This window comes from Acinetobacter sp. GSS19 (genome assembly GCF_028621895.1).
In the GTDB taxonomy this organism is placed as follows: Bacteria; Pseudomonadota; Gammaproteobacteria; order Pseudomonadales; family Moraxellaceae; genus Acinetobacter.
Genome location: NZ_CP117520.1, coordinates 820,534 through 841,569, shown reverse-complemented (window position 1 = coordinate 841,569; position 21,036 = coordinate 820,534). Strand labels below are relative to the sequence as shown.

At 46.2% G+C, this 21,036-nt stretch carries 23 protein-coding genes and 1 tRNA gene; 7 read left to right on the top strand and 17 right to left on the bottom strand.

The features are described from left to right. Nucleotides 1–144 precede the first annotated feature (144 nt). Nucleotides 145–324 (bottom strand): hypothetical protein, encoded by a 180-nt coding sequence (locus PGW99_RS04090; RefSeq protein WP_273778871.1) that lies wholly within the window; start codon nucleotides 322–324, stop codon nucleotides 145–147. Nucleotides 325–540: 216 nt separating this feature from the next. Between PGW99_RS04090 and PGW99_RS04085 the strand changes: the two genes are divergently transcribed. Next, entirely contained in the window at nucleotides 541–1,776 is a 1,236-nt protein-coding gene (locus PGW99_RS04085) for a pyridoxal phosphate-dependent aminotransferase (RefSeq protein WP_273778870.1), read from the top strand. A gap of 76 nt (nucleotides 1,777–1,852) precedes the next feature. Here the strand turns inward: PGW99_RS04085 and PGW99_RS04080 are convergent, their stop codons facing one another. Together PGW99_RS04080 and PGW99_RS04075 are read right to left on the bottom strand one after the other, a co-directional pair. After that, nucleotides 1,853–2,689 carry a DMT family transporter gene (locus PGW99_RS04080; protein ID WP_273778869.1) on the bottom strand — a complete coding sequence of 279 codons (837 nt, stop codon included), beginning with the start codon at nucleotides 2,687–2,689 and terminating at the stop codon, nucleotides 1,853–1,855. A 204-nt stretch (nucleotides 2,690–2,893) separates the two neighbouring features. Next, the gene (locus PGW99_RS04075) at nucleotides 2,894–3,352 is read right to left on the bottom strand and encodes a hypothetical protein (RefSeq protein ID WP_273779426.1); all 459 of its coding nucleotides are present in this window, start codon (nucleotides 3,350–3,352) and stop codon (nucleotides 2,894–2,896) included. 234 nt (nucleotides 3,353–3,586) lie between these two features. Here PGW99_RS04075 and PGW99_RS04070 point away from each other — a divergent pair. Then, a tRNA-Asn gene (locus PGW99_RS04070) sits at nucleotides 3,587–3,662 on the top strand. 112 nt (nucleotides 3,663–3,774) lie between these two features. Here the strand turns inward: PGW99_RS04070 and PGW99_RS04065 are convergent. The 11 genes from PGW99_RS04065 to PGW99_RS04015 form a co-directional block, all read right to left on the bottom strand. Continuing rightward, nucleotides 3,775–4,428 carry a tRNA-(ms[2]io[6]A)-hydroxylase gene (locus tag PGW99_RS04065; RefSeq protein ID WP_273778867.1) on the bottom strand — a complete coding sequence of 218 codons (654 nt, stop codon included), beginning with the start codon at nucleotides 4,426–4,428 and terminating at the stop codon, nucleotides 3,775–3,777. A gap of 4 nt (nucleotides 4,429–4,432) precedes the next feature. Beyond that, the gene (gene pdxJ, locus PGW99_RS04060) at nucleotides 4,433–5,158 is read right to left on the bottom strand and encodes a pyridoxine 5'-phosphate synthase (RefSeq protein ID WP_273778866.1); all 726 of its coding nucleotides are present in this window, start codon (nucleotides 5,156–5,158) and stop codon (nucleotides 4,433–4,435) included. A 14-nt stretch (nucleotides 5,159–5,172) separates the two neighbouring features. Next, nucleotides 5,173–5,886 (bottom strand): DNA repair protein RecO, encoded by a 714-nt coding sequence (gene recO, locus PGW99_RS04055; protein ID WP_273778865.1) that lies wholly within the window; start codon nucleotides 5,884–5,886, stop codon nucleotides 5,173–5,175. A 6-nt stretch (nucleotides 5,887–5,892) separates the two neighbouring features. Beyond that, nucleotides 5,893–6,105, bottom strand: a complete 213-nt coding sequence (locus tag PGW99_RS04050) for an NF038104 family lipoprotein (protein WP_273778864.1) — start codon at nucleotides 6,103–6,105, stop codon at nucleotides 5,893–5,895. Nucleotides 6,106–6,127: 22 nt separating this feature from the next. Beyond that, entirely contained in the window at nucleotides 6,128–7,156 is a 1,029-nt protein-coding gene (gene era, locus PGW99_RS04045) for a GTPase Era (protein WP_273778862.1), read from the bottom strand. Between the two features lie 6 nt (nucleotides 7,157–7,162). Then, entirely contained in the window at nucleotides 7,163–7,861 is a 699-nt protein-coding gene (gene rnc, locus PGW99_RS04040) for a ribonuclease III (RefSeq protein WP_273778860.1), read from the bottom strand. Beyond that, a complete protein-coding gene (locus tag PGW99_RS04035; RefSeq protein ID WP_273778859.1) occupies nucleotides 7,827–8,207 on the bottom strand; it encodes a DUF4845 domain-containing protein in 381 nt (126 codons plus the stop codon). The genes rnc and PGW99_RS04035 overlap by 35 nt, the downstream gene beginning before the upstream one ends. A 20-nt stretch (nucleotides 8,208–8,227) precedes the next feature. Next, a complete protein-coding gene (gene lepB, locus PGW99_RS04030) occupies nucleotides 8,228–9,055 on the bottom strand; it encodes a signal peptidase I (protein WP_273778857.1) in 828 nt (275 codons plus the stop codon). Between the two features lie 21 nt (nucleotides 9,056–9,076). Beyond that, entirely contained in the window at nucleotides 9,077–10,894 is a 1,818-nt protein-coding gene (gene lepA, locus PGW99_RS04025) for a translation elongation factor 4 (RefSeq protein ID WP_273778856.1), read from the bottom strand. A gap of 168 nt (nucleotides 10,895–11,062) precedes the next feature. Then, nucleotides 11,063–11,524 carry an acyl-CoA thioesterase gene (locus tag PGW99_RS04020; RefSeq protein ID WP_273778854.1) on the bottom strand — a complete coding sequence of 154 codons (462 nt, stop codon included), beginning with the start codon at nucleotides 11,522–11,524 and terminating at the stop codon, nucleotides 11,063–11,065. 154 nt (nucleotides 11,525–11,678) lie between these two features. Next, nucleotides 11,679–13,061: a Do family serine endopeptidase gene (locus tag PGW99_RS04015; protein WP_273778853.1), complete on the bottom strand. Its 1,383-nt coding sequence runs from the start codon at nucleotides 13,059–13,061 to the stop codon at nucleotides 11,679–11,681. A gap of 226 nt (nucleotides 13,062–13,287) precedes the next feature. On the opposite strand from PGW99_RS04015, the gene nadB reads away from it, so the two are divergent. Continuing rightward, nucleotides 13,288–14,928 (top strand): L-aspartate oxidase, encoded by a 1,641-nt coding sequence (nadB, locus tag PGW99_RS04010; RefSeq protein WP_273778852.1) that lies wholly within the window; start codon nucleotides 13,288–13,290, stop codon nucleotides 14,926–14,928. A 23-nt stretch (nucleotides 14,929–14,951) separates the two neighbouring features. Here the strand turns inward: nadB and tmk are convergent, their stop codons facing one another. The 3 genes from tmk to pabC are packed head-to-tail and all read right to left on the bottom strand — an operon-like array spanning nucleotide 14,952 to nucleotide 17,428. Next, on the bottom strand, nucleotides 14,952–15,560 hold the full coding sequence (tmk, locus tag PGW99_RS04005) for a dTMP kinase (protein WP_273778851.1): 609 nt from the start codon (nucleotides 15,558–15,560) through the stop codon (nucleotides 14,952–14,954). Nucleotides 15,561–15,568: 8 nt separating this feature from the next. Further along, complete coding sequence (mltG, locus tag PGW99_RS04000) at nucleotides 15,569–16,612, bottom strand: endolytic transglycosylase MltG (RefSeq protein WP_273778850.1); 1,044 nt, start codon at nucleotides 16,610–16,612, stop codon at nucleotides 15,569–15,571. Nucleotides 16,613–16,615: 3 nt separating this feature from the next. Beyond that, a complete protein-coding gene (gene pabC, locus PGW99_RS03995) occupies nucleotides 16,616–17,428 on the bottom strand; it encodes an aminodeoxychorismate lyase (RefSeq protein ID WP_273778849.1) in 813 nt (270 codons plus the stop codon). Nucleotides 17,429–17,591: 163 nt separating this feature from the next. On the opposite strand from pabC, the gene PGW99_RS03990 reads away from it, so the two are divergent. The 4 genes from PGW99_RS03990 to cysW all read left to right on the top strand — a co-directional run bounded on the left by PGW99_RS03990 (nucleotide 17,592) and on the right by cysW (nucleotide 21,033). After that, nucleotides 17,592–18,602 (top strand): sulfate ABC transporter substrate-binding protein, encoded by a 1,011-nt coding sequence (locus PGW99_RS03990; RefSeq protein ID WP_273778848.1) that lies wholly within the window; start codon nucleotides 17,592–17,594, stop codon nucleotides 18,600–18,602. A 32-nt stretch (nucleotides 18,603–18,634) separates the two neighbouring features. After that, nucleotides 18,635–19,237, top strand: coding sequence for an alpha/beta hydrolase (locus PGW99_RS03985; RefSeq protein WP_273778847.1), 603 nt, complete (start codon nucleotides 18,635–18,637; stop codon nucleotides 19,235–19,237). A 72-nt stretch (nucleotides 19,238–19,309) separates the two neighbouring features. Next, a complete protein-coding gene (gene cysT / locus PGW99_RS03980; protein ID WP_273778846.1) occupies nucleotides 19,310–20,143 on the top strand; it encodes a sulfate ABC transporter permease subunit CysT in 834 nt (277 codons plus the stop codon). Further along, nucleotides 20,140–21,033: a sulfate ABC transporter permease subunit CysW gene (gene cysW / locus PGW99_RS03975; protein WP_273778845.1), complete on the top strand. Its 894-nt coding sequence runs from the start codon at nucleotides 20,140–20,142 to the stop codon at nucleotides 21,031–21,033. Before cysT ends, cysW begins: the two co-directional genes overlap by 4 nt. Nucleotides 21,034–21,036: the final 3 nt, after the last annotated feature.

The following is a 21,036-nucleotide window of genomic DNA, read 5'->3' as shown; positions in this document are numbered from 1 at the left end:
TTTAATGGTAGGTAAAATACTGGTCATCTGAATACTTGATCGGCTCAAGCTATGACTCGTGACTTAAAGCCTCTGCAGAGGAATGATCAAGCTAAGCTCTCAGACATAAAAAAATCGCAAGCGGTTGTCTTGCGATTTTTTTAATTAACGTTTACCCATCGATCTACGGGTACCACGCGGAGGCATCCAGGTTCGATCAGCATAGCGCTGAGGTTTAGGACGCACGTCTTCTAAAGTACTGTCAGCATTGGCTTCCTGTTCTTGTTTGATCGGAAAAGGAAGCTTAACTAATGGCTTCTTTGCTGGGGAATTCGAAGTACTCATAATACTGACTCTAACACGCTTCAGCGTATTGTACGGGATTTTGCCTTGAGCTGCGAGCAGTGACTCAAAGGAATCCAGTGCCGTCCATTCGACTAAAGCTGCTGGGAATTGCTGTTTTTTTATTAATTTGTTGTGATATTCACCCAACAAGCTGTCATTTTTAGGCTAAAATAATCTGCTTTTTATTTTTTTATCCCTATAAGAAGGAATACCGCCGTGGACGTACGTCTCTCTGATCGTGTAAATGCCATCAAACCGTCCCCAACACTTGCTGTTACTAACAAAGCTGCTGAATTAAAAGCGGCAGGTAAAAACGTAATTGGTTTGGGTGCAGGCGAACCTGATTTTGACACGCCTCAACACATCAAAGATGCAGCAATTGAAGCGATTAACAAAGGCTTCACCAAATACACTGCTGTCGATGGTACTCCAAGCTTAAAAAAAGCAATTATTGCAAAATTCAAACGCGATAATAACCTTGACTACCAACCAAACCAGATTTTGGTTTCTTGTGGTGGTAAACAGTCATTCTTTAACTTGGCACTTGCGTTATTAAACAAAGGTGACGAAGTAATTATTCCTGCACCTTACTGGGTAAGCTATCCAGATATGGTGATCATCGCTGAAGGCGTTCCAGTAATCGTAAAATGTGGTGAAGAACAACGCTTCAAAATCACACCTGCACAATTGGAAGCAGCAATCACCGATAAAACACGTCTTTTGGTATTAAACAGCCCATCAAACCCAACAGGCATGATCTATACCAAAGAAGAGCTTCTTGCTTTGGCTGAAGTGCTTCGTAAATACCCAGAAGTTCTCATCGCTTCTGACGACATGTATGAACCAATCCGTTGGGAAGATGAGTTCTACAACATCGCGACTGTTGCACCAGATCTTTATGACCGCACCATCGTGTTAAATGGTGTATCTAAAGCCTATGCAATGACTGGCTGGCGTATCGGCTATGCAGCAGGCCCTGCAAAACTGATTGGCGCGATGAAAAAAATCCAGTCGCAATCGACTTCGAACCCGACTTCGATCTCACAAGTGGCTGCTGAAGCGGCATTGAATGGTCCACAAGACGTACTTCAACCAATGATCGAAGCCTTCAAACGCCGTCATGACTTGGTTGTCAATGGCTTGAACGACATCAAAGGTATCTCTTGCTTACCTGCAGATGGTGCTTTCTATGCCTATGCCAACATCCGTCCATTAATCCGTGCCAAAGGTTTAAAATCTTGCACAGAATTCTCTGAATGGTTATTGGAAGAAACGGGTGTTGCGGTTGTTCCTGGTGATGCATTCGGTCTAGGCGGATTTATGCGTATTTCTTATGCAACTGCTGACGAAGTTTTGGTTGATGCGCTTGCTCGTATCAAGAAAGCGGCTGATTCGATCGAAGGCGTAGACGCAGCGATTGCTTCAATCGAAGCAGAAAAAGCGGCAAAATAATTTATACATATTGCTTTAAAAAAACCGCCATTCGTTGGCGGTTTTTTTATTGCGGCTTCAATACCCTCCTCTCTCATCAAACCCGAGTAGGCTTAGCAAGAGTGAGAATCACCAACCAAATACCCAATAACACCATCAGGGTTGCCACGATCATCCTGAGGTTCACTGACTCTCCAATCAACCAGGTTCCACCCAAAATCGCCAGACAAGGTACACTCAGCTGCACAGTGCTCGCTGTCACCCGGTCAATTTTTTTCACAATCGCATACCACAGCACATAAGCACCACTCGATGCCAAACCACCCGACAGGATAGCCAGCACAATACCCTGGACGTCAAAATAACGGTCCATATTCAATAAAACAGTACTGATCAGCACCAAGGGTACTGCAAGCAGGAAATTTGCCAGACTACTGCTCAGTGGATCCTGATTACGTTGTCCCACAACACTATAGGCTCCCCAGGCTAAACCAGAGAGAATCATCACTAGGGAATACTTCAAATCAGGTGCCTGAGCACCGGGCAAGAGCAAAAACACGATCCCGGCAAAGGCCAATACCAATCCGATTCCACGGGGCAGGCTGACCCGCTCCCCTCGCCAGACTGCATAAAGCACCATGCTGAGTTGTACTGTTCCAAACAACAATAAAGCGCCCACACCTGCATCTATTTTCAGATAGGCAATCGAAAACGCCAGCATATATACCGCGAGGAAAACAGCATGCAGCCAATTCCATTCAATTTTATGGCGATGCGACCTGCTCAAAAATAGCAGCATTAAAACCACAGCTCCACTGCTCACCCGAAGGCTGGTGAAACTCATGGGATCGATATGCTGCCCGACTAAGGCTAGGCGGCACAGCACTGAATTCGCAGCAAATGCGAGCATGGCCAGTGCAATTTTCCAGAACATGCTTGAACGTCCATTTTCAATAACCCGTATCTAGCACCATATCCAAAATTGCACATAAAATACCAGTACTTATCTTCGATTTAGCAAATCAAAATTTCTGTTATCAAAACCAACGAAGGATGAGATCTATAAATCCAGAGCCAGGTGATCATTAGCAAGATTACCGCAGCAATAGGTCTGAAAACAGTCAATAGACTGATGTGATCAAAGTGATGACTTTAACGCATCTCGCAAATTTCGCTCAGGAACTTCTGGACGTGACGTGCCCCGATACAGGCAATAATATTTAAAGACGCTGTCCAGAGAGACGGACAAGGTTTTCTGCTCGGAACGCGACCAGACTTTGCAGTGATTACGCCCAGATAAGGCACTACCACTCAGTTCATATAAGTACAGATCCTTTTCACGCTGTAGCGGCTGTTTACGTCCATTGCTACGGGCTTCAAGTAATAATTGGCAAGGTGACTGGATCAGCCACTTTTCGGAAAACCACAACTGTAACAGATCACCTAAATACAACGGCTGTCTACCCACAGGCCACACTTGAATAAATGCTCCCTGTACTGGAGTAAAATATTGCTCGGGCTGAGCGATAATCGAAAGATAATGATCTTGATAAAAAGAAAAATCAGAAAAGATTTCAGCAATCGTAAGCGTTTGCATACGCTGTCTCCATTTTAGCCATTTCAGTGCTGGCAAGTTGGTTAAATCCACACGGTTTGAATCAAATTCAAACACTTTATTCAAGTTAATCTAGCCTTTCAGTGCATTTCAGGCAAGGCTTTCAATCTAATTCGCCCCATTTGTTTAAATAAGAATCAGACAGTCATCAATTTTCTGAAATCTATGCAGAATCACTTGACCCTAGGCAAAATCTGCTTATAATCGCATGCAGATTCTCCCATAGCTCAGTCGGTAGAGCGACGGACTGTTAATCCGCAGGTCCCTGGTTCGAGCCCAGGTGGGAGAGCCAAATTCAAGAAAGCCCGCAGCATTAAAGCGGGCTTTTTTATTTTCTGTCTTTTTTACAGATATAAAAAATCCCCTAGTGAATAGAGGATTGAGTTTTAAGAGGATTCTGTCGTTTATGCCGCCTGAGCGGGTACGCCACTATGAAAACGGAACGTATCATCTTCAGATAAGATCAACTGCTTTTCCACTTCACGGATATGCGCGATACGTTGCTGAATATCCTCTTCCGGATTTTTTAGTTTCGCCGTCTTCGCGACATCCATTGCAAGCGCCAGATAATCTTCATAATGACGTGATTCAGACTTGAGCAAATAACGATAATAGCGTCCAAGCTCCTCATCCACTAAGGGTGCCAAGGCATAAAAACGCTCACAGGAACGCGCTTCAACAAAAGCACCAATAATCAGCACATCAATTAATGCTTCCGGTTCATAGGTGCGGATTTCTTTACGCAAGCCACCCGCATAACGTCCTGCACTTAAACCTTTCCACTCCTGACCGCGTTTCGCCATGAATTCCAGAACCTGCTCATAATGCAGCATTTCTTCACGAACCAGTTGCGCCAATTTAACCTGCAAATCGGTAAAGAAGCTATAACGGAACATCAAATTCATCGCTGTGCCTGCGGCTTTTTTCTCGCAGTTGGCATGGTCCTGCATCAACAAATCCAGATTATTCAGGGCTTCATCCAGCCAGGCTTTTGGTGTTTCACAGCCTAAAAAAGCGATCACCGGCTGCATCAATTCATCATAATCAATCGTGGACATCAAATTATCTCACCGCTTCAATCGCCGCTTTCATACGTTTAACTGCCTGCTCCAGCCCGACAAATACCGCATCGGCAATAATGGAGTGACCAATATTTAATTCGTGAATTTGTGAAATCGCTGCAATCGGTGCAACATTGTCCAGATTCAAACCATGTCCAGCATTCACTACTAGACCTTTGCTCGCAGCGTATTCAGCACCACGAATAATGCGCTGCAACTCAGCCTGTTGTGCCTCCGGTGTTTCTGCATCAGCATAGGCACCAGTATGAATCTCAATCGTTGGTGCACGACAGGCAACTGCAGCATCAATCTGTGCAAGATCCGCATCAATAAACAAAGACACATCACAACCGATTGCCGTCAATGCCTGTGTTGCAGCTTGCACTTTTTCGAAATGGGTCAGAACATCCAAACCACCTTCGGTCGTCACTTCCTGGCGGCGTTCTGGTACAAAACACACATGCTGAGGCTGAATTTCTTTTGCAAAAGCCACCATCTCATCCGTCACGGCCAATTCCAGATTCATACGGGTCTTCAAGACGGGACGCATACGGCGTACATCATCATCCTGGATATGGCGACGGTCTTCACGCAAGTGTAAGGTAATTCCTTGTGCACCGGCCTGCTCACAAACCAGTGCTGCCTGTACAGGATCCGGATAACAAGTGCCTCGTGCTTGTCTAAGCGTAGCAACATGGTCAATGTTTACACCAAGCAATGCAGCCATAAAAATTTCCTCAGTTACGATTGAGTAGGAAGATGTTGAATCCACAACTGTCGACTTTTAAGAGGCCGGTCGCCTAAAAGTGACGTGATCATTTGCCGGTAAAGTTTACCCAATAATTGCAGCTGCTGCGCGTTAAATTCCGGCTCAGATACTGCATCTTGCATGGATTGGATTAAATGCCCCGAGAGTGCAGCATGTGTCTGAGCATGAACTGGTACAAAGCCTTCACTCAGATGAAATTGATAATGCCGTTCAGGCTGGATCAGTTCCCGCTGCGCATCATATTGAAAATCGAGTGCATATCCGAGCTCTTGTAACAGCACATGCTCAAAACGCCGCAGAATCTGACGTAAAAAAATATCCGGTTGAATATGAGCAGACAATTGTTGCAGCTGAGAGACCGCAACATGATATTGCGCAAATGTTTCCGGCATGGGTTCTTCTAGAGGACACAAACGCAGTAGAAGTTCATTCAGATAAAATCCGGCAAAAAAGGCATCACCCGCAAAAAAAACTGGCTGATGCATGGTTTCCAGCTGGCTAAAGTTCTTCAGCTCACTTTTACCACTGGCTTGTACCCGGATAGGTTGATATTGCGGTGGAGGTGTCTGCCTGAGTACACCATCGATTCGCCCATATTCCTGGGTAAACAGATGCACAATGTAACTGCGTTCACGATATTTACGGGAATGGATCAGATAACCATGCAAGCTCTGATTGCGCATCATCTGCGTTTAGTCATCCTGCTGAGCATCTTCATCATCTTTGTTTTTTCCATCGTCATCCTCCCCGTCAGGGATGACAGCACCCACCACGATTGCAGTCCCTTTGACTACACCTTTGGTGGTTTTATAGGCAATTCCGACTGGAACGGTGACCACTTTATAAATACATCCCTGCAACAGCATCACACAACTGAGCACAGTCATGATTTTGAATATAATCATGTGATCACCACTCTGTTAAGGTTTAGATATCACTATAACCTAAACTTTTCAAGGCACGCTCGTCATCCGACCAGCCACCTTTGACTTTCACCCAGAGTGTCAGCATGATTTTCTGCTCGAACATTTTTTCCATGTCCGCACGTGCATCCATCCCGATACGTTTCAGTTTCGCGCCCTTCTCACCAATGACAATCGCTTTCTGACCTGGACGATCCACAAAAATAGTGGCGTCAATATAGGTACAGGGTGCTTTCATGCGACCGGTTTTTTCATTTAACACTGCCTCTTCAGTTTTAAACGATTCGATTTGTACCGTTAAATCATAAGGCAGCTCTTCACCCAATTGACGCATGATCTTTTCACGGATGATTTCTGAGGCAAGGAAACGCTCTGAGCGATCTGTAATCTGGTCAAATGAATACAACGGTGGCTGGAATGGCAAATAACGCTCAATCGTGTCGCGTAAATGTTCGAGATTGGCACCGCGCAAAGCAGAAACCGGAACGATCTCAGCGAAGTTCATGAGCTTGGCACGTTCCTGGATCAAAGGTAGTGCCATATTTTTATTTTCAAGGGTATCCAGTTTGTTAATGACCAGAATCACCGGCATTTCCGCATTACGCAGTTTTTCCAGTACCAGCTCATCATTCTGCGTCCACTTTTGTGCATCCACAACAAACAGAACCAGATTGACATCACGCAGTGCGGAGTGTGCTGCACGGTTCATCATTTTATTGATGGCACGCACTTCTTTTTTGTGCATCCCTGGGGTATCAACAAATACCGCCTGAGACTTTTCACGCGAATCAATCCCGACAATTTTATGTCGAGTGGTTTGAGGCTTACGTGAAGTAATAGAAAGTTTTTGTCCCAACAAGTGGTTCATTAACGTAGACTTGCCTACGTTCGGACGTCCCACAATCGCAACGAAACCACTGCGAAAGTCAGATGGGATTTCTGTACCCTGTTCACTAAAGAACTGGTTAATCAGGTTATTGCTGTCATTAGACGGCTCGTGATCAGCATCGATGTGATCGGAATGATTTGACATGGCAGACTACTGCTCCAAAAGTTTTAAAATTTCCGCCGCTGCTGTCTGTTCAGCAAATCGACGGCTGGAACCTTCACCATTGAATACGGAAAGCCCTTCGACTCGACATTCAACTTTAAAGTGTTGATTCGGTGCATCACCTTGAATATCAACCACTTCATAGATCGGTAATGGCTTTTTACGTGCCTGCAGATATTCCTGCAAGCGTGATTTTGGATCTTTCAATTGATCAGTGGGTTCAATATGTTCTAAATAGGGCTCATACCATTTTAGAACAATTTTTTGCAAGCTACTTAAATCATAACAATCAAGATAAATGGCCCCAATAATTGCTTCCACGGTATCGGCGAGAATTGATTCACGATGGTGGCCACCTGATTTCAACTCACCGGTACTGAGTATTAAACACGGCCCAAGTTTCAAATCGGTTGCAATTTTACCCAGAGTTTCTTGCCGTACAAGCGTTGCCCGCATACGGGTCAGACGCCCTTCATTTTCATGCGGATAAGCATGGTAAAGGTGATTGGCAATGATCATGCCTAATAATGAATCGCCTAGAAACTCTAGGCGCTCATAGTTGTGTTTGTGACTGACCGATCGGTGTGTCAGGGCAAGCTGGAGCAGCTCGGGTTGCTTGAATTGATAACCGATACGGCTGGGTAAGCGCGGATCACTTACTCTGACTTTGGACGAACCTTTGATCAAAATCTTTCTCGAACGTTAACACTAAATCGATATTCAGCAAGAAAGGCTTTCTTACTTCGTACTTTTTCTTCACTTCCAGACCACCCGCATTTTGTACTTGGGTTATGTCTTTAATCTTCAAGTCACGGATATTATTCATGCTTAATTGCTGATCCATTTTAGACTCGAATTCAAAAGATTTCATGGTAATCGGATTATTTTTCAATACATCCTCAATTTCTTTATTGATCACCCGATCGTCCCAATAAGCAGGCCAAATGGCTAAAGCTGCCTTAGCAACAATAGCAAACAGGATGACCGCCAATAAAACCCCTATAACTGATACACCTTGTTGAGCTTTACGCATTTTTTATTATCCATCGTAGTTTAATCAATCTGGCCATTACGGCTAAATGACGGCAGTTTAAAACCTGGTTCCTTATGCATCCAGATATAAACGGCACGACCGGTAAGATTTTGTTCCGGTACAAATCCCCAGAAACGGCTATCCGCACTCTGGTCACGGTTATCGCCCATAGCAAAATAGTGGCCTGCCGGAACCTTGACTTCCCAATATAAGCCATTTTCACTGGAATATTTACCATTTTCAATGGTGTTCAGGAAAGGTGCCTGTTGCGCCACATTTACCCCTTCTAGTTCACGCATGGTAAAGGTGTGCCGACCTAAAGTTTCTTTATGATAAATTGAGGTTGGTGTATCCAAAGCATCTTTAACACGGCTAAACTCAACGGACACTTTAGGCACTTTCTGGCCATTAATGCTCAACTGACCATGATCATAAACAATATGATCCCCGGGCAAACCCACAATACGCTTGATGTAACTAATGCTCGGTTGCGGTGGATAACGGAACACCACCACATCACCACGCTCCGGAGCGCCCACTTCAATCACCTTGGTATTTACGATCGGCAAACGAATCCCGTAATTATATTTATTCACCAAAATAAAATCACCGGTTTCCAAGGTGGGAACCATGGAATCTGATGGGATATTAAACGGCTCATAGAAAAATGAGCGCAGCACCAGTACGACCGCTAGCACCGGCCAGAAATCATAGGCCCAGGTAATGATAAAATTCTCGTTGCCTCGTCCGCGGGTTTTACGCTGTTTCAACACCAGCTTATCCAGCAACCACAACAAGAAAAACAGCAATGTGGCCGGTACGAGGATTAAATTAAAATCAAAATCCATGGGCGAAATGACCTCTATTTATTATCGTTCTACTTTCAACACAGCCAGGAACGCTTCTTGTGGGATTTCAACACTACCCACCTGTTTCATGCGTTTCTTACCTTCTTTCTGCTTCGAAAGCAGTTTTTTCTTACGTGATACGTCCCCACCATAACATTTCGCCAGAACGTTTTTACGCATCGCTTTTACGGTTGAACGGGCAATAATTTGTGCCCCAATCGCCGCCTGAATCGCCACATCGAACATCTGACGTGGAATAAGGTCTTTCATTTTTTCAACCAATGCAATACCACGGTGACGCGCATCATTGCGGTGACAGATCATCGCCAAGGCATCCACTTTGTCGCCATTGATCAAGACATCCACCTTCACCAGATTCGAACTTTCAAAACGCACAAAGTTATAATCCAGTGAAGCAAAACCACGTGAACAAGATTTCAAGCGATCGAAGAAATCCATGACCACTTCTGCCATTGGAATTTCAAAGGTAATCGAAACCTGGTTACCCAAGAACTTCATGTCCTTCTGTACGCCACGACGCTCGATACATAAGGTCATCACGTTACCTAAATATTCCTGCGGCACCAGAATATGACACTCGGCAATCGGTTCACGTAAATCTTCGACCGTACCACCTTCCGGCATTTTCGATGGACTGTCGATATAAATGGTTTCACCCGCTTTGGTCAGTGCTTCATACACAACCGTAGGTGCTGAGGTAATCAGATCCAGATCATATTCACGCTCTAGACGTTCCTGAACGATTTCCATGTGCAACATGCCCAAGAAACCACAACGGAAGCCAAAGCCTAGTGCATCAGAGCTTTCCGGTTCAAAAAACAAGGCCGAGTCGTTGATTTGCAGTTTTTGTAGCGCTTCACGGAACGGTTCAAAATCACTGGCATCAATTGGGAATAAGCCTGCATAGACCTGCGGCTTAACCTTTTTAAAACCAGGCAATGTCGCAACTTCAGGTGTGGTGGACAAGGTAATGGTATCACCGACTGGCGCACCAAAGATGTCTTTAATACCGGCAATCACAAAGCCTACTTCACCAGCTTCGAGCAAGTCAGTTTCAGTATGTTTTGGATTAAAGATACCTACCGATGTCACCAAATGGGTTTGACCGGTTGATTTCACCAGCATCTTGTCACCCTTACGGATACGACCCTGCTTGATCCGTACCAGTGAGACGACCCCTAGGTAGTTATCAAACCATGAATCTACAATCAGGGCTTGCAACGGAGCCTCACGGTCACCTTCTGGTGCAGGAATCACATCCACCAACGTTTCCAGTACGGTATCAATACCCAAACCTGTTTTTGCCGAACAGGTCGGTGCATGTGTTGCTTCTATCCCGATGATTTCTTCAATCTCATGAATGACACGTTCCGGTTCTGCCTGTGGCAAGTCAATCTTGTTGAGCACAGGAAGAACTTCAAGTCCCTGCTCAATCGCGGTATAGCAGTTAGCCACTGATTGTGCTTCTACACCCTGCGCAGCATCGACTACGAGCAAAGCCCCTTCACAAGCAGCTAATGAACGTGAAACTTCATAGGAAAAGTCTACGTGTCCCGGTGTATCAATGAAGTTCAGCTGATATTCCTGACCATTCGGGTGCTGATAATACAAAGTCACAGAAGCGGCTTTAATGGTAATGCCGCGTTCGCGTTCAAGCTCCATGGAGTCCAGAACCTGTGCCTGCATCTCACGAGCTTGCAAGCCACCACAGGTTTGAATAAAGCGGTCAGCAAGTGTCGACTTTCCATGGTCGATATGCGCAATGATCGAGAAGTTACGTATATTTTTGATATCAACAGATTTTTTAGCTTGCGCCATGGGCTACCTTAAAGAATATCGTGCGCTATGCAGAACTGGACTGCTACATAGCAAAAGCTGACAAAGAAATTGGCTGCGATTATAGCAGATGGTTTTTTTAAAGTATCCAAAATAATCGTAGTGTTGGGTGTTTCTGCCGGATTTTTAAAAACATAGCAAAGCATCAGCTTATTTGGCTTCAGCCAGATAGCATTGGGAAAAATCCATTGGGTTTAGCTCAGCTACAAGCGGCTGATAAGCCTGAGTAAAGGTGGGGGACATACGTTTGGAACGTCCACTCGCAATCTCGACACAGGCCCATTTGGTATTCCCTACAAACACAACTGCCTGATCCTGCGGGCGATAAAAAACATACTGCCGAGTTGAATATAAGGCATTTAAATCACTCAGCCAGGTTCGCAGAATCAACCGCTCTCCAACAAAAGCAGGCTTACGGTACTGCACATGATGTTCCACAGCCACCATTGCATGTTTTAATTCCAGATACTGTTTCAACCCCAAACCCAGCTGATTGATATGCGCTCCAGCCACTTGCTGCATCCACTGCATATACACCACATTATTCACATGCCCTAAAGCATCGATATGTTCTGGTTGCACGGTGATTTGGAGATCAAAAATCGTACTCACACTCACATTTCCCTGATGTAGAAAGAACAGATCTCACAGCCCAAATAAAACAGCCGCCGATTCGACTCTACAGTGTATGTAAAAAAATAGAGAAACCCTAGTATTAAAAGAAAAAACCACTCTCAATGAGTGGTTTTTTATAATTCATTCAGGCTTATTGCATGCGCAAGCCTAAAATCGCACGAGAGCCCTGTCGGATCAAAGAAACACGCGCCACAGTGTTTTTGTTCAGTGCAGAAACCATTCGGGCAAATTCTTGGACATTGCGTACGGCTGTACCGTTCACATGGGTGATGACATCGCCCGGCATGATTCTAGACAACGCAGCCAATCCCCCTCGGCTCACCTCCTGAACCAAAATTCCCCCTTCAACTTCCAATTGTGCCCGCTCGGCTTCGCTTAACGTGCGAATGGTCATCCCAAGGACTGGTCCCTGTTTCTGGCTGGCTGAACCTGCAGTCGCTGGGGTTTCATCAGGTGCCGAAGTCAAAGTGGCCGATAGCTGGCGAATTTTATCATCACGTAAAATTTCCAGACTGATGCTTTGTTTCGGAACTGAACGGTTCAAGTAATTGAGCAGCTCTGAGGTCCGTGAAATAGGGTTACCATTGTATTTTAAGATCACGTCTCCTGCTCTTAATCCCGCTTGTGCGGCTGGGGAATTTGGTGTCACCTGCGTAATAAGCGAACCTTCAGGTTTGGAAAGTTTATAAGCTTCTGCCAAATTACGGTCAATGTCCTGCAGATTCACCCCCAAGTAGGAACGCGTCACTTTGCCTTTGGTTTTTAGCTGCTCGGCTACATCCATTGCCACATCAATCGGGATGGAAAATGACAAGCCCATATAGCCGCCCGTGCCACTAAAAATACGGGAATTCACCCCGACCACTTCCCCACGCTGATTAAAGAGCGGCCCTCCTGAATTACCCGGATTCAGGGCTACATCCGTCTGAATAAACGGTACGGTGGTTTCACCCGACATATTGCGGGATTTAGCACTGACAATGCCGGCCGACGCCGAATAGTCAAAACCAAACGGGGAACCAATCGCCAAGACTGGCTCACCCACTTTTAATTTATTGACATCGCCCGTACGCAGTTCCGGGAAATTATTGCCTTCGACTTTGAGTAAAGCCACATCGGTACGCTGGTCACTCCCCACAACTTTGGCATCAATTTCCCGACGGTCATTCAGCATGATACTGATACGGGACGCATCTTCGACCACGTGGTGATTGGTCAGCAGGTAACCATCTTTACTGATAAAAAAAGCACTGCCGTAAGCGGTTTTTTCCTGAGGCATCGGCTGCTGCGGAATGATCACCTGATTACCAAAAAAACGGCGCAGTATTTCAGGAACCTGCTGTTGCAATAATTCTTCCTGCGACATTTTTTTCACGACATTGACACTGACCACAGCAGGACTGACCTGCTCCACCAGATTGGAAAAATCAACTGGACTGGCTGCCTGTGTATGCACGGTGCCCATCGTCAACGCAACCGCATAAAGACCTTGTTGTAAATACCGATGTTTCATTTCGCCCAAACCTATATTCATCTCACTTGAGGAAAAAATAGACTGTTCAGCAGCTATTCTGTGAATAGTAATGACTATGTTTTATTATTTTCTACAAAACAAGATGTTAATAAAATCGTTACAAAAATCATAATAAACAGAAATTCCGATGGACTTCTCGCTACATTTACTCTTGCCTTTTTAGGCAAAAAGGGGTGTCATTATCAAACTTTTTTCAAACTAGCTGATGGATATGTCTAATCTAAGCACTACGCATCACTTTGACGTGATCATTGTGGGAAGTGGCGGTGCAGGTTTAAGCCTCGCTTTATCGTTACCTCAACATTACAACATTGCCGTTTTGGCCAAAGCTCCTCTGACGGAAGCCAGTACGTTTTATGCGCAAGGTGGTGTAGCCGCGGTTCTAGATGAAACGGACTCTATTCAACAGCATATTGATGACACAATGATTGCAGGCGCACAACTGTGTGAACTTGATGCCGTCAGACACACGGTGGAAGGTGGTAAACCTTCAGTCGACTTTTTACTGCAAAATGGTGTGGAATTCACGCTAGATGAAGATGCACAACTGCATCTCACCCGCGAAGGGGGTCACTCGCAACGCCGCATCATCCACTCTGCGGATGCAACCGGCAAAGCCATTTCAACGACGCTGGTACAACGCGCACGTGAACAGAAAAACATCACCATTTTTGAAAACTATATTGCAATTGACCTGATTACCACACATAAACTAGGTCTCAAAGATCAGGCAAACCGTGCCGTGGGTTTATATGCCCTGAACGAAAATTATGGCGAAGTCGAGACTTTCCTCGCACCATTTACCGCCTTGGCTTGCGGTGGTGCCATGAAAGCCTATCTTTACACGTCAAATCCAGACATCGCCACAGGTGATGGGATTGCCATGGCATGGCGTGCAGGTTGCCGCGTGGCCAATATGGAATTTAACCAGTTCCACCCGACCTGTCTCTATCATCCGCAGGCACGTTCCTTCCTGATCACGGAAGCGATGCGTGGTGAAGGAGCCTATTTACGCCTGCCAGATGGCGAACGCTTTATGCTGCGTTTTGATGAGCGTGCAGAACTGGCACCGCGTGATATCGTGGCACGCGCCATCGACTATGAAATCAAACGTCTGGGGATTCGCCACGTATGGCTGGACATCACCCACAAACCAGCAGAGTTCATCACCGAGCATTTCCCGACCTTATATGCCCGCCTGCTTGAACTCGGTATCGATATTACCAAAGACATGATTCCGGTGGTTCCTGCGGCGCACTACACCTGTGGTGGCGTGGTGGTTGATGAAAACAGCCAGACCGATATTCCAGGGTTATATGCGATTGGTGAGACCTCATATACCGGTCTGCACGGTGCCAACCGTATGGCCAGCAACTCGCTGCTAGAATGTTTTGTCTATGGGATGAGTGCAGCACAGGATATCCAACGCAAATTCAACCCGACTTTTGACTGCCCAAGCGTACCTGCCTGGGACGATTCTCAAGTGACCAATCCGGATGAAGATGTGGTCATTCTGCAAAACTGGGATGAGCTACGCGCGACCATGTGGAACTATGTCGGTATCGTACGGACCACTAAACGTCTGGAACGTGCCCTGCACCGCATTGAAATGTTGAAGCGTGAAATCAACGAGTATTATCAGGATTATCAGGTCAGCAAAAATCTGATTGAGTTACGTAATCTGGTACTGGTGTCAGAAATGATTGTACGCTGTGCCATGAGCCGCAAGGAATCGCGCGGCTTGCATTACACGTTAGATTACCCGGATCTGGCACCGGAAATCCGTAAGACGGTGTTGACTCCACCCGACTTTAAAGTGGATCAACCACTCGTGAACACCCCCTAAAAACACAAATGGCTTAACTTCGGTTAAGCCTTTTCTTTCAGGCCAGACAATGCCTGAGCAAACACTGCATCAGGTGGCTGCGTCGCATCAAGCTTCTGAATACGCATGGGATCTTGTTGATGAAGCTCGGCATAACCGGCACGTACCCGTTCAAAGAAACTGACTTTTTCCTGTTCAAAACGGTCCAGCTCACCGCGTGCACGCGCACGGGCCATACCCATTTCAATCGGGGCATCCAACCAGAATGTCAGATCCGGCATTTGCGCAACAAAGTTGCTGTTCAGCAAATTCAGCTTAGCCTTGCTTAAACCACGCCCTGCACACTGATAGGCATAACTGGCGTCCGTAAAGCGGTCGCATAAAACGATCTGGCCGGCTGTCAATGCAGGTAAAATGACCTGCTGTATATGTTGTGCCCGTGCCGCATACATCAGCAAAAGCTCAGTATCCGGACACATTTTTTCAGCCTCATTGACCGTTAACAACAGCGAACGGATTTGCTCGGCCAGTCCTGTACCCCCAGGTTCTCGGGTTAAAATCACCTGCCGGCCCTGAGCTAAAAAATGCTGATACATTTTTTGAATTAAAGTGGTTTTACCGACCCCTTCCGTGCCTTCAAAACTAATAAACATACTGGCTCCTAGCGATTTTTTAACACGGATAAATATTCCTGCACAGCACGGTTATGCTGCTCCAGCGTCGCACTGAATTTATGCCCACCATTGCCAGTGGCTACGAAATAAATATTAGTGGAGTTGTCTGGATGCATGGCCGCCTCAATGGCTTTTTTACCGGGCAAAGCAATCGGTGTCGGCGGTAAACCTGCTTGAGTATAGGTATTGTAAGGTGTCGGTGTACGCAGGTCTTCACGGCTGATATTGCCCTGATATTTATCGCCCATGCCATAAATCACGGTTGGATCGGTTTGCAAACGCATACCCTGCTGTAGACGGCGTACAAATACCCCAGACACCTGTTGCAATTCACTGTCCAGACTGGTTTCTTTTTCAATGATCGAGGCCATGATCAGAGCTTGATATTTATCCTGATACGGCAGGTCTGCTGCACGGTTCTGCCATGCCTGATCTAGGGCTTTCATTTGACGCTGATACAGATCCGTCAGGATCTTGCGATCCGTTTCCCCTTTGCTAAAGAAATAGGTATCTGGAGCAAATAGACCTTCCGGATGTGTATAAGGAATTCCCAGTTCTTTCAGCATTTCAGGATAAGGTAAATCCAGTAAGGTGTTTTTCACCAACGGATCTTTTTTCAGGCTATGGATGAGCTGTTTGAAGGTGGTTCCTTCAATCACCAGAATTCGGTTCATTTGTGCATTTTCTGCATTCGAAATCAGGCTTAAAACCTGACGGAAGCTCATGCCTTGACGGATTTCATAGACACCGGCTTTAAGGGTGTCGCGAATGACCAGCTTTTGGTACAGCTTGAGTAGGATTGGAAAATGAACTTTATTTTCCTTGTTCAGACGATCAATCAGCCCGGAATAAGTATCTCCCTGTGCAATCGCCAGCATCTGTTTTTGACCCTGAACCGGGTAGGATTTAAATAAACTGCTCCACAGCACAATCAATATCACGGTCACAAATGCAGCCACAATCAGTAAAGGTGCTTTCAACTGGATAGCAGGTGTTTTTTTTGCGTTTTTTTTCGATTTAGACACAGGCATAAATTAATCAATCTGATCAAGTTGTAAAATCTGAAAAAGTTCCAGACACGGTTGAAGGTCCAGAGAACGGTCATTCAACTGGGTCACCATTTTCATCGGGCCAAGCGCATTACAGAAAAACAGGCTTTGGGTCTGTGACAGCTCATCTAGGGTAACGCTGCGTTGTTCACATGCAATACCCCGCGCCTGCATACGGGCCAAAATTTCGGCACGCATCACGCCGTGGATGCCATTATAACGAAGTTCTGGCGTGATCCAGCGATTGTTTTGCCATACAAAACAATTACTGCTTACGCCCTCCACCAGACGATCCTGCACATCAAACACCAGAGCCTCTGGCCAGCCCTGTTGTTGTGCTTCATGCTTCAGCATGACCTGCTCCAACCGGTTCAAGGTTTTCACCCCCAGCAAAGCTGGCATGGTTAAACCGATACGCTGCTGTAAGATTCCGCTCCGCAAAGATTCCGGCTGAAAATGAGCAACGGCATGCGGATAATAAAATACATAAACATCAGCCGGATGATCAGGAAAAGCATAGCCACGCTGTCCCTCACCCCGACTAATCATGATTTTTAATGTACCGTTCAACGCTGTGTGCTGTTGTTGCAACAGCGCTAGACTTTGTTCGATTAAACTGAGGTCAGCCTGCAGCAGCAACTGCTGGCAGGCCTGTTGCAAGCGCGACCAATGACGTGTCCGTAACTCGATCTGATTGGCCCGAATCCTAGCCGTGGTAAAACAGCCATCTCCATAATGAAAGGCTCGATCCAGCACAGAAACAGCATGGATTTCCTGGGCATTTTGAAAAACTTGCATACTCGGTTCAGGCGGTGATGATGTTGCTAGTGTAAAAGCAAATCTGGCAGATTATTTCTTTTTTGCAGATATAAAATGCATTTTTTCTTATTTTTTGTGCATAAAGACAGCGGTTATGCTGCATCCATATTTCCAAACCGCATAAATTTTAGGGAAAAAGCAGATGCACACTTCCAAATTGAAAATCGCCTTACTGACTGCTCTAGTTTCTGTTTCATCATTTTCTTTTGCAGCTAAAGACTTCTTAAACGTCTCTTATGACCCTACCCGTGAACTGTATGATGACGTCAACAAACAGTTCGGTGCTTACTGGCAGAAACGAACCGGTGAACAAATCAATTTCCGTCAGTCACATGGTGGTTCAGGCAAACAAGCCCGTGCCGTGATTGACGGTCTGGATGCCGATGTGGTGACTTTGGCATTGGCGGCAGATATTGATGTGATTGCCGAAAAAGCCAAACTGCTCCCAGCAAACTGGCAAAAGAAATTACCACAAAATGCCACACCATATACCTCAACCATTGTGTTTTTGGTGCGTAAAGGCAACCCAAAACAGATTAAGGATTGGGGTGATCTGGTGAAACCGGGCGTAGAAATTATTACTCCAAACCCGAAAACTTCAGGTGGCGCGCGCTGGAACTATCTGGCAGCCTGGGCATGGGCGAAACACCGTAATGGCGGTAGTGATGCCAAAGCACGTGAATTCGTACGTCAGATTTACAAACAAACCAAGGTTCTCGACTCAGGTGCACGGGGTGCAACTACCACTTTTGCTGAACGTGGCATCGGTGACGTCTTGCTTGCTTGGGAAAATGAAGCCTTTCTCGCGGTGCGTGAACAGCCAGGTAAGTTTGAAATCGTAACACCAAGCCTGTCAATTCTGGCAGAACCACCGGTGGCAATTGTTGAAAAGAATGCAGCGAAAAAAGGTAATCTGGCCGTGGCGAAAGGCTATCTGAACTTCTTGTATTCACCTCAGGGACAAGAAGCTGTGGCACGTAACTATTACCGTCCACGTAATGCTGCAATCCTGAAAAAATACAGCAACACCTTTAAACCGCTGAAATTGGTGACCGTCAACCAGGAATTTGGTGGCTGGTCGAAAGTACAAAAAGTCCATTTCGAAACTGGTGGTGTCTTTGACCAGATCGTCAAAGCCAACAACACCCGTTAAAAGTTAAACATGCTGAATATGGGAGTAGCGACATGATTCATAACTTGATCGTTCCGGGCGTTGGCGGCAGTGAATATCAACACTGGCAATCTTGGTTGCAACGCCAAATGACCTCCTGCTCCCGTGTTCAGCAACAGGACTGGAACCAGCCTGTGTTAAACAACTGGGTGGCCCGCTGGGTCGCAACGGTGGAACAGATCCAGCAACCGCTGCAAATTATCGCCCACAGTTTTGGCTGTTTGACCAGTGTTGCTGCGCTGGCTTGGCATCCTGAACTGCAGGCAAAAGTGAAACGTCTAATTTTGGTTGCCCCCGCCAATCCTGCCCGTTTTGGTGAAGCCGGTTTTGCACGTGACAGCCAGCAAGATTATTCAGCCTTGTTCCAGCGATTAGATATTAATGTTCCCACCCAAATGCTGATCAGTGAAAACGATCCTTGGCTGAGCTTTACAGATGCACAACGTCTAGCTCAGGTCTGGCAGCTCAACCCTATCAATTTAGGGGCTGTGGGTCACATTAATGTAGCTTCAGGATTTGGACCTTTCCCACAGATTTTTGACTATTTATTACCCGAAACGCTGCCGCATTGGAGAGAAACAGAAGATAACTCTCCCCTGTTGAAATTTGCAGTCTAAGTTGTTGTAAGCCCCACTGTTTTATTTGACTGACCCTTTAGCGAGGTCAGTGCTTTTTATTGAGGAATCATCATGTCGCAGCGATCCCGAGTGCTGCCAGGATTTGGTCTTTCTCTAGGCTTTACCCTTGCGTATTTATCCCTGCTTGTCCTGTTACCGTTATCTGCCTTATTGATCAAATCGCTTGGCATCGGCTGGAGCGGCTTATGGGACATTCTTAGCTCTGAACGAATTTTAAAATCCTTACAGCTCAGTTTTAGTTCTGCCTTAATTGCAGCGGTAATTAACGTGGTGTTTGGACTGTTACTGGCCTGGTGTCTAGTTCGTTACCGGTTTCCAGGTAAACGTCTGGTCGATGCATTGGTGGATTTACCTTTTGCCCTACCTACTGCGGTTGCCGGTATCGCCTTGACCTCCCTGTATGCGCCAACAGGATGGGTCGGTCAATATCTGGAACCACTGGGCATTCAGGTGGCCTATACCCCCATCGGGATTACCTTGGCCTTGATCTTTATTGGTCTGCCGTTTGTTGTGCGCACCGTACAACCGGTGCTGAGTGACATTGAAACCGAACTAGAAGAAGCCGCATCAGCGCTCGGTGCCAACCGCCTGCAGATTATCAGCAAGATTATTTTGCCCATCCTGTTTCCTGCCTTGTTGACCGGCTTTGCCTTGGCTTTTGCCCGCGGGGTTGGTGAATATGGTTCAGTGATTTTTATTGCCGGCAACCAGCCCTTTGAAACCGAGATTGCACCACTGATGATCATTTCCCGTCTGGAAGAATATGACTATGCCGGTGCAACTACGATTGCCGTGGTGATGCTCGTGCTTTCCTTTGGCATTTTATTGTTGATTAACCTGCTGCAAGCTTGGGCAAGCCGCCGTACCGGGAGAACTGCACGATGAGTTTCACTACCGACAGCAATGCGCTGGCAGACAAACTGCAATCACGCGACGCGACCCGTGAACCAAACTGGGTACGATATAGCCTGCTCAGCATTGCACTGATTTTCTTCCTGAGCTGCCTGATTCTGCCGTTGATTCTAGTATTTGTAGAGGCCTTTAAACAAGGGATGGGCGTGTATCTGCAAGCTCTGGTTCACCCGGATACCCTCTCCGCCGTCAAACTGACCTTACTAACAGCAGCAATTGCCGTTCCCCTTAACGTAGTGTTTGGTGTGGCAGCAGCATGGTGTGTGGCCAAATTCAACTTTAGAGGCAAATCCCTTCTTACCACCATTATTGACATGCCGTTTTCGGTTTCACCAGTCATTGCAGGCCTGATGATTGTACTGATCTTTGGTACACAAGGCTGGTTTGGTGAATGGTTCATGGATCACGACATCAAAGTGTTGTATGCCGTTCCTGCGATTGTGCTGGCCACTATTTTTATCACTGTACCGTTTGTGGCACGTGAATTGATTCCGCTCATGGAGGCACAAGGCACTGAAGAGGAAGAAGCTGCGATTGTACTAGGAGCTTCAGGCTGGCAAACCTTCTGGAAAGTCACCTTGCCAAACATCAAGTGGGGCCTGATTTACGGCGTGATCCTGTGTAATGCCCGTGCCATGGGCGAGTTCGGTGCAGTGTCGGTCGTTTCCGGCCATATCCGTGGTGAAACCAATACCCTGCCGCTGCATGTCGAAATTCTTTACAACGAATATACCTTTAGTGCGGCCTTTGCCGTGTCCTCCCTGCTGGCTTTACTGGCGATTGTTACCCTGATTCTGAAAACCTGGGTGGAATTGCGTCAGGATCGACAAGCACCACGCAGCGATGACAACCCTGTTTCTTAAGGA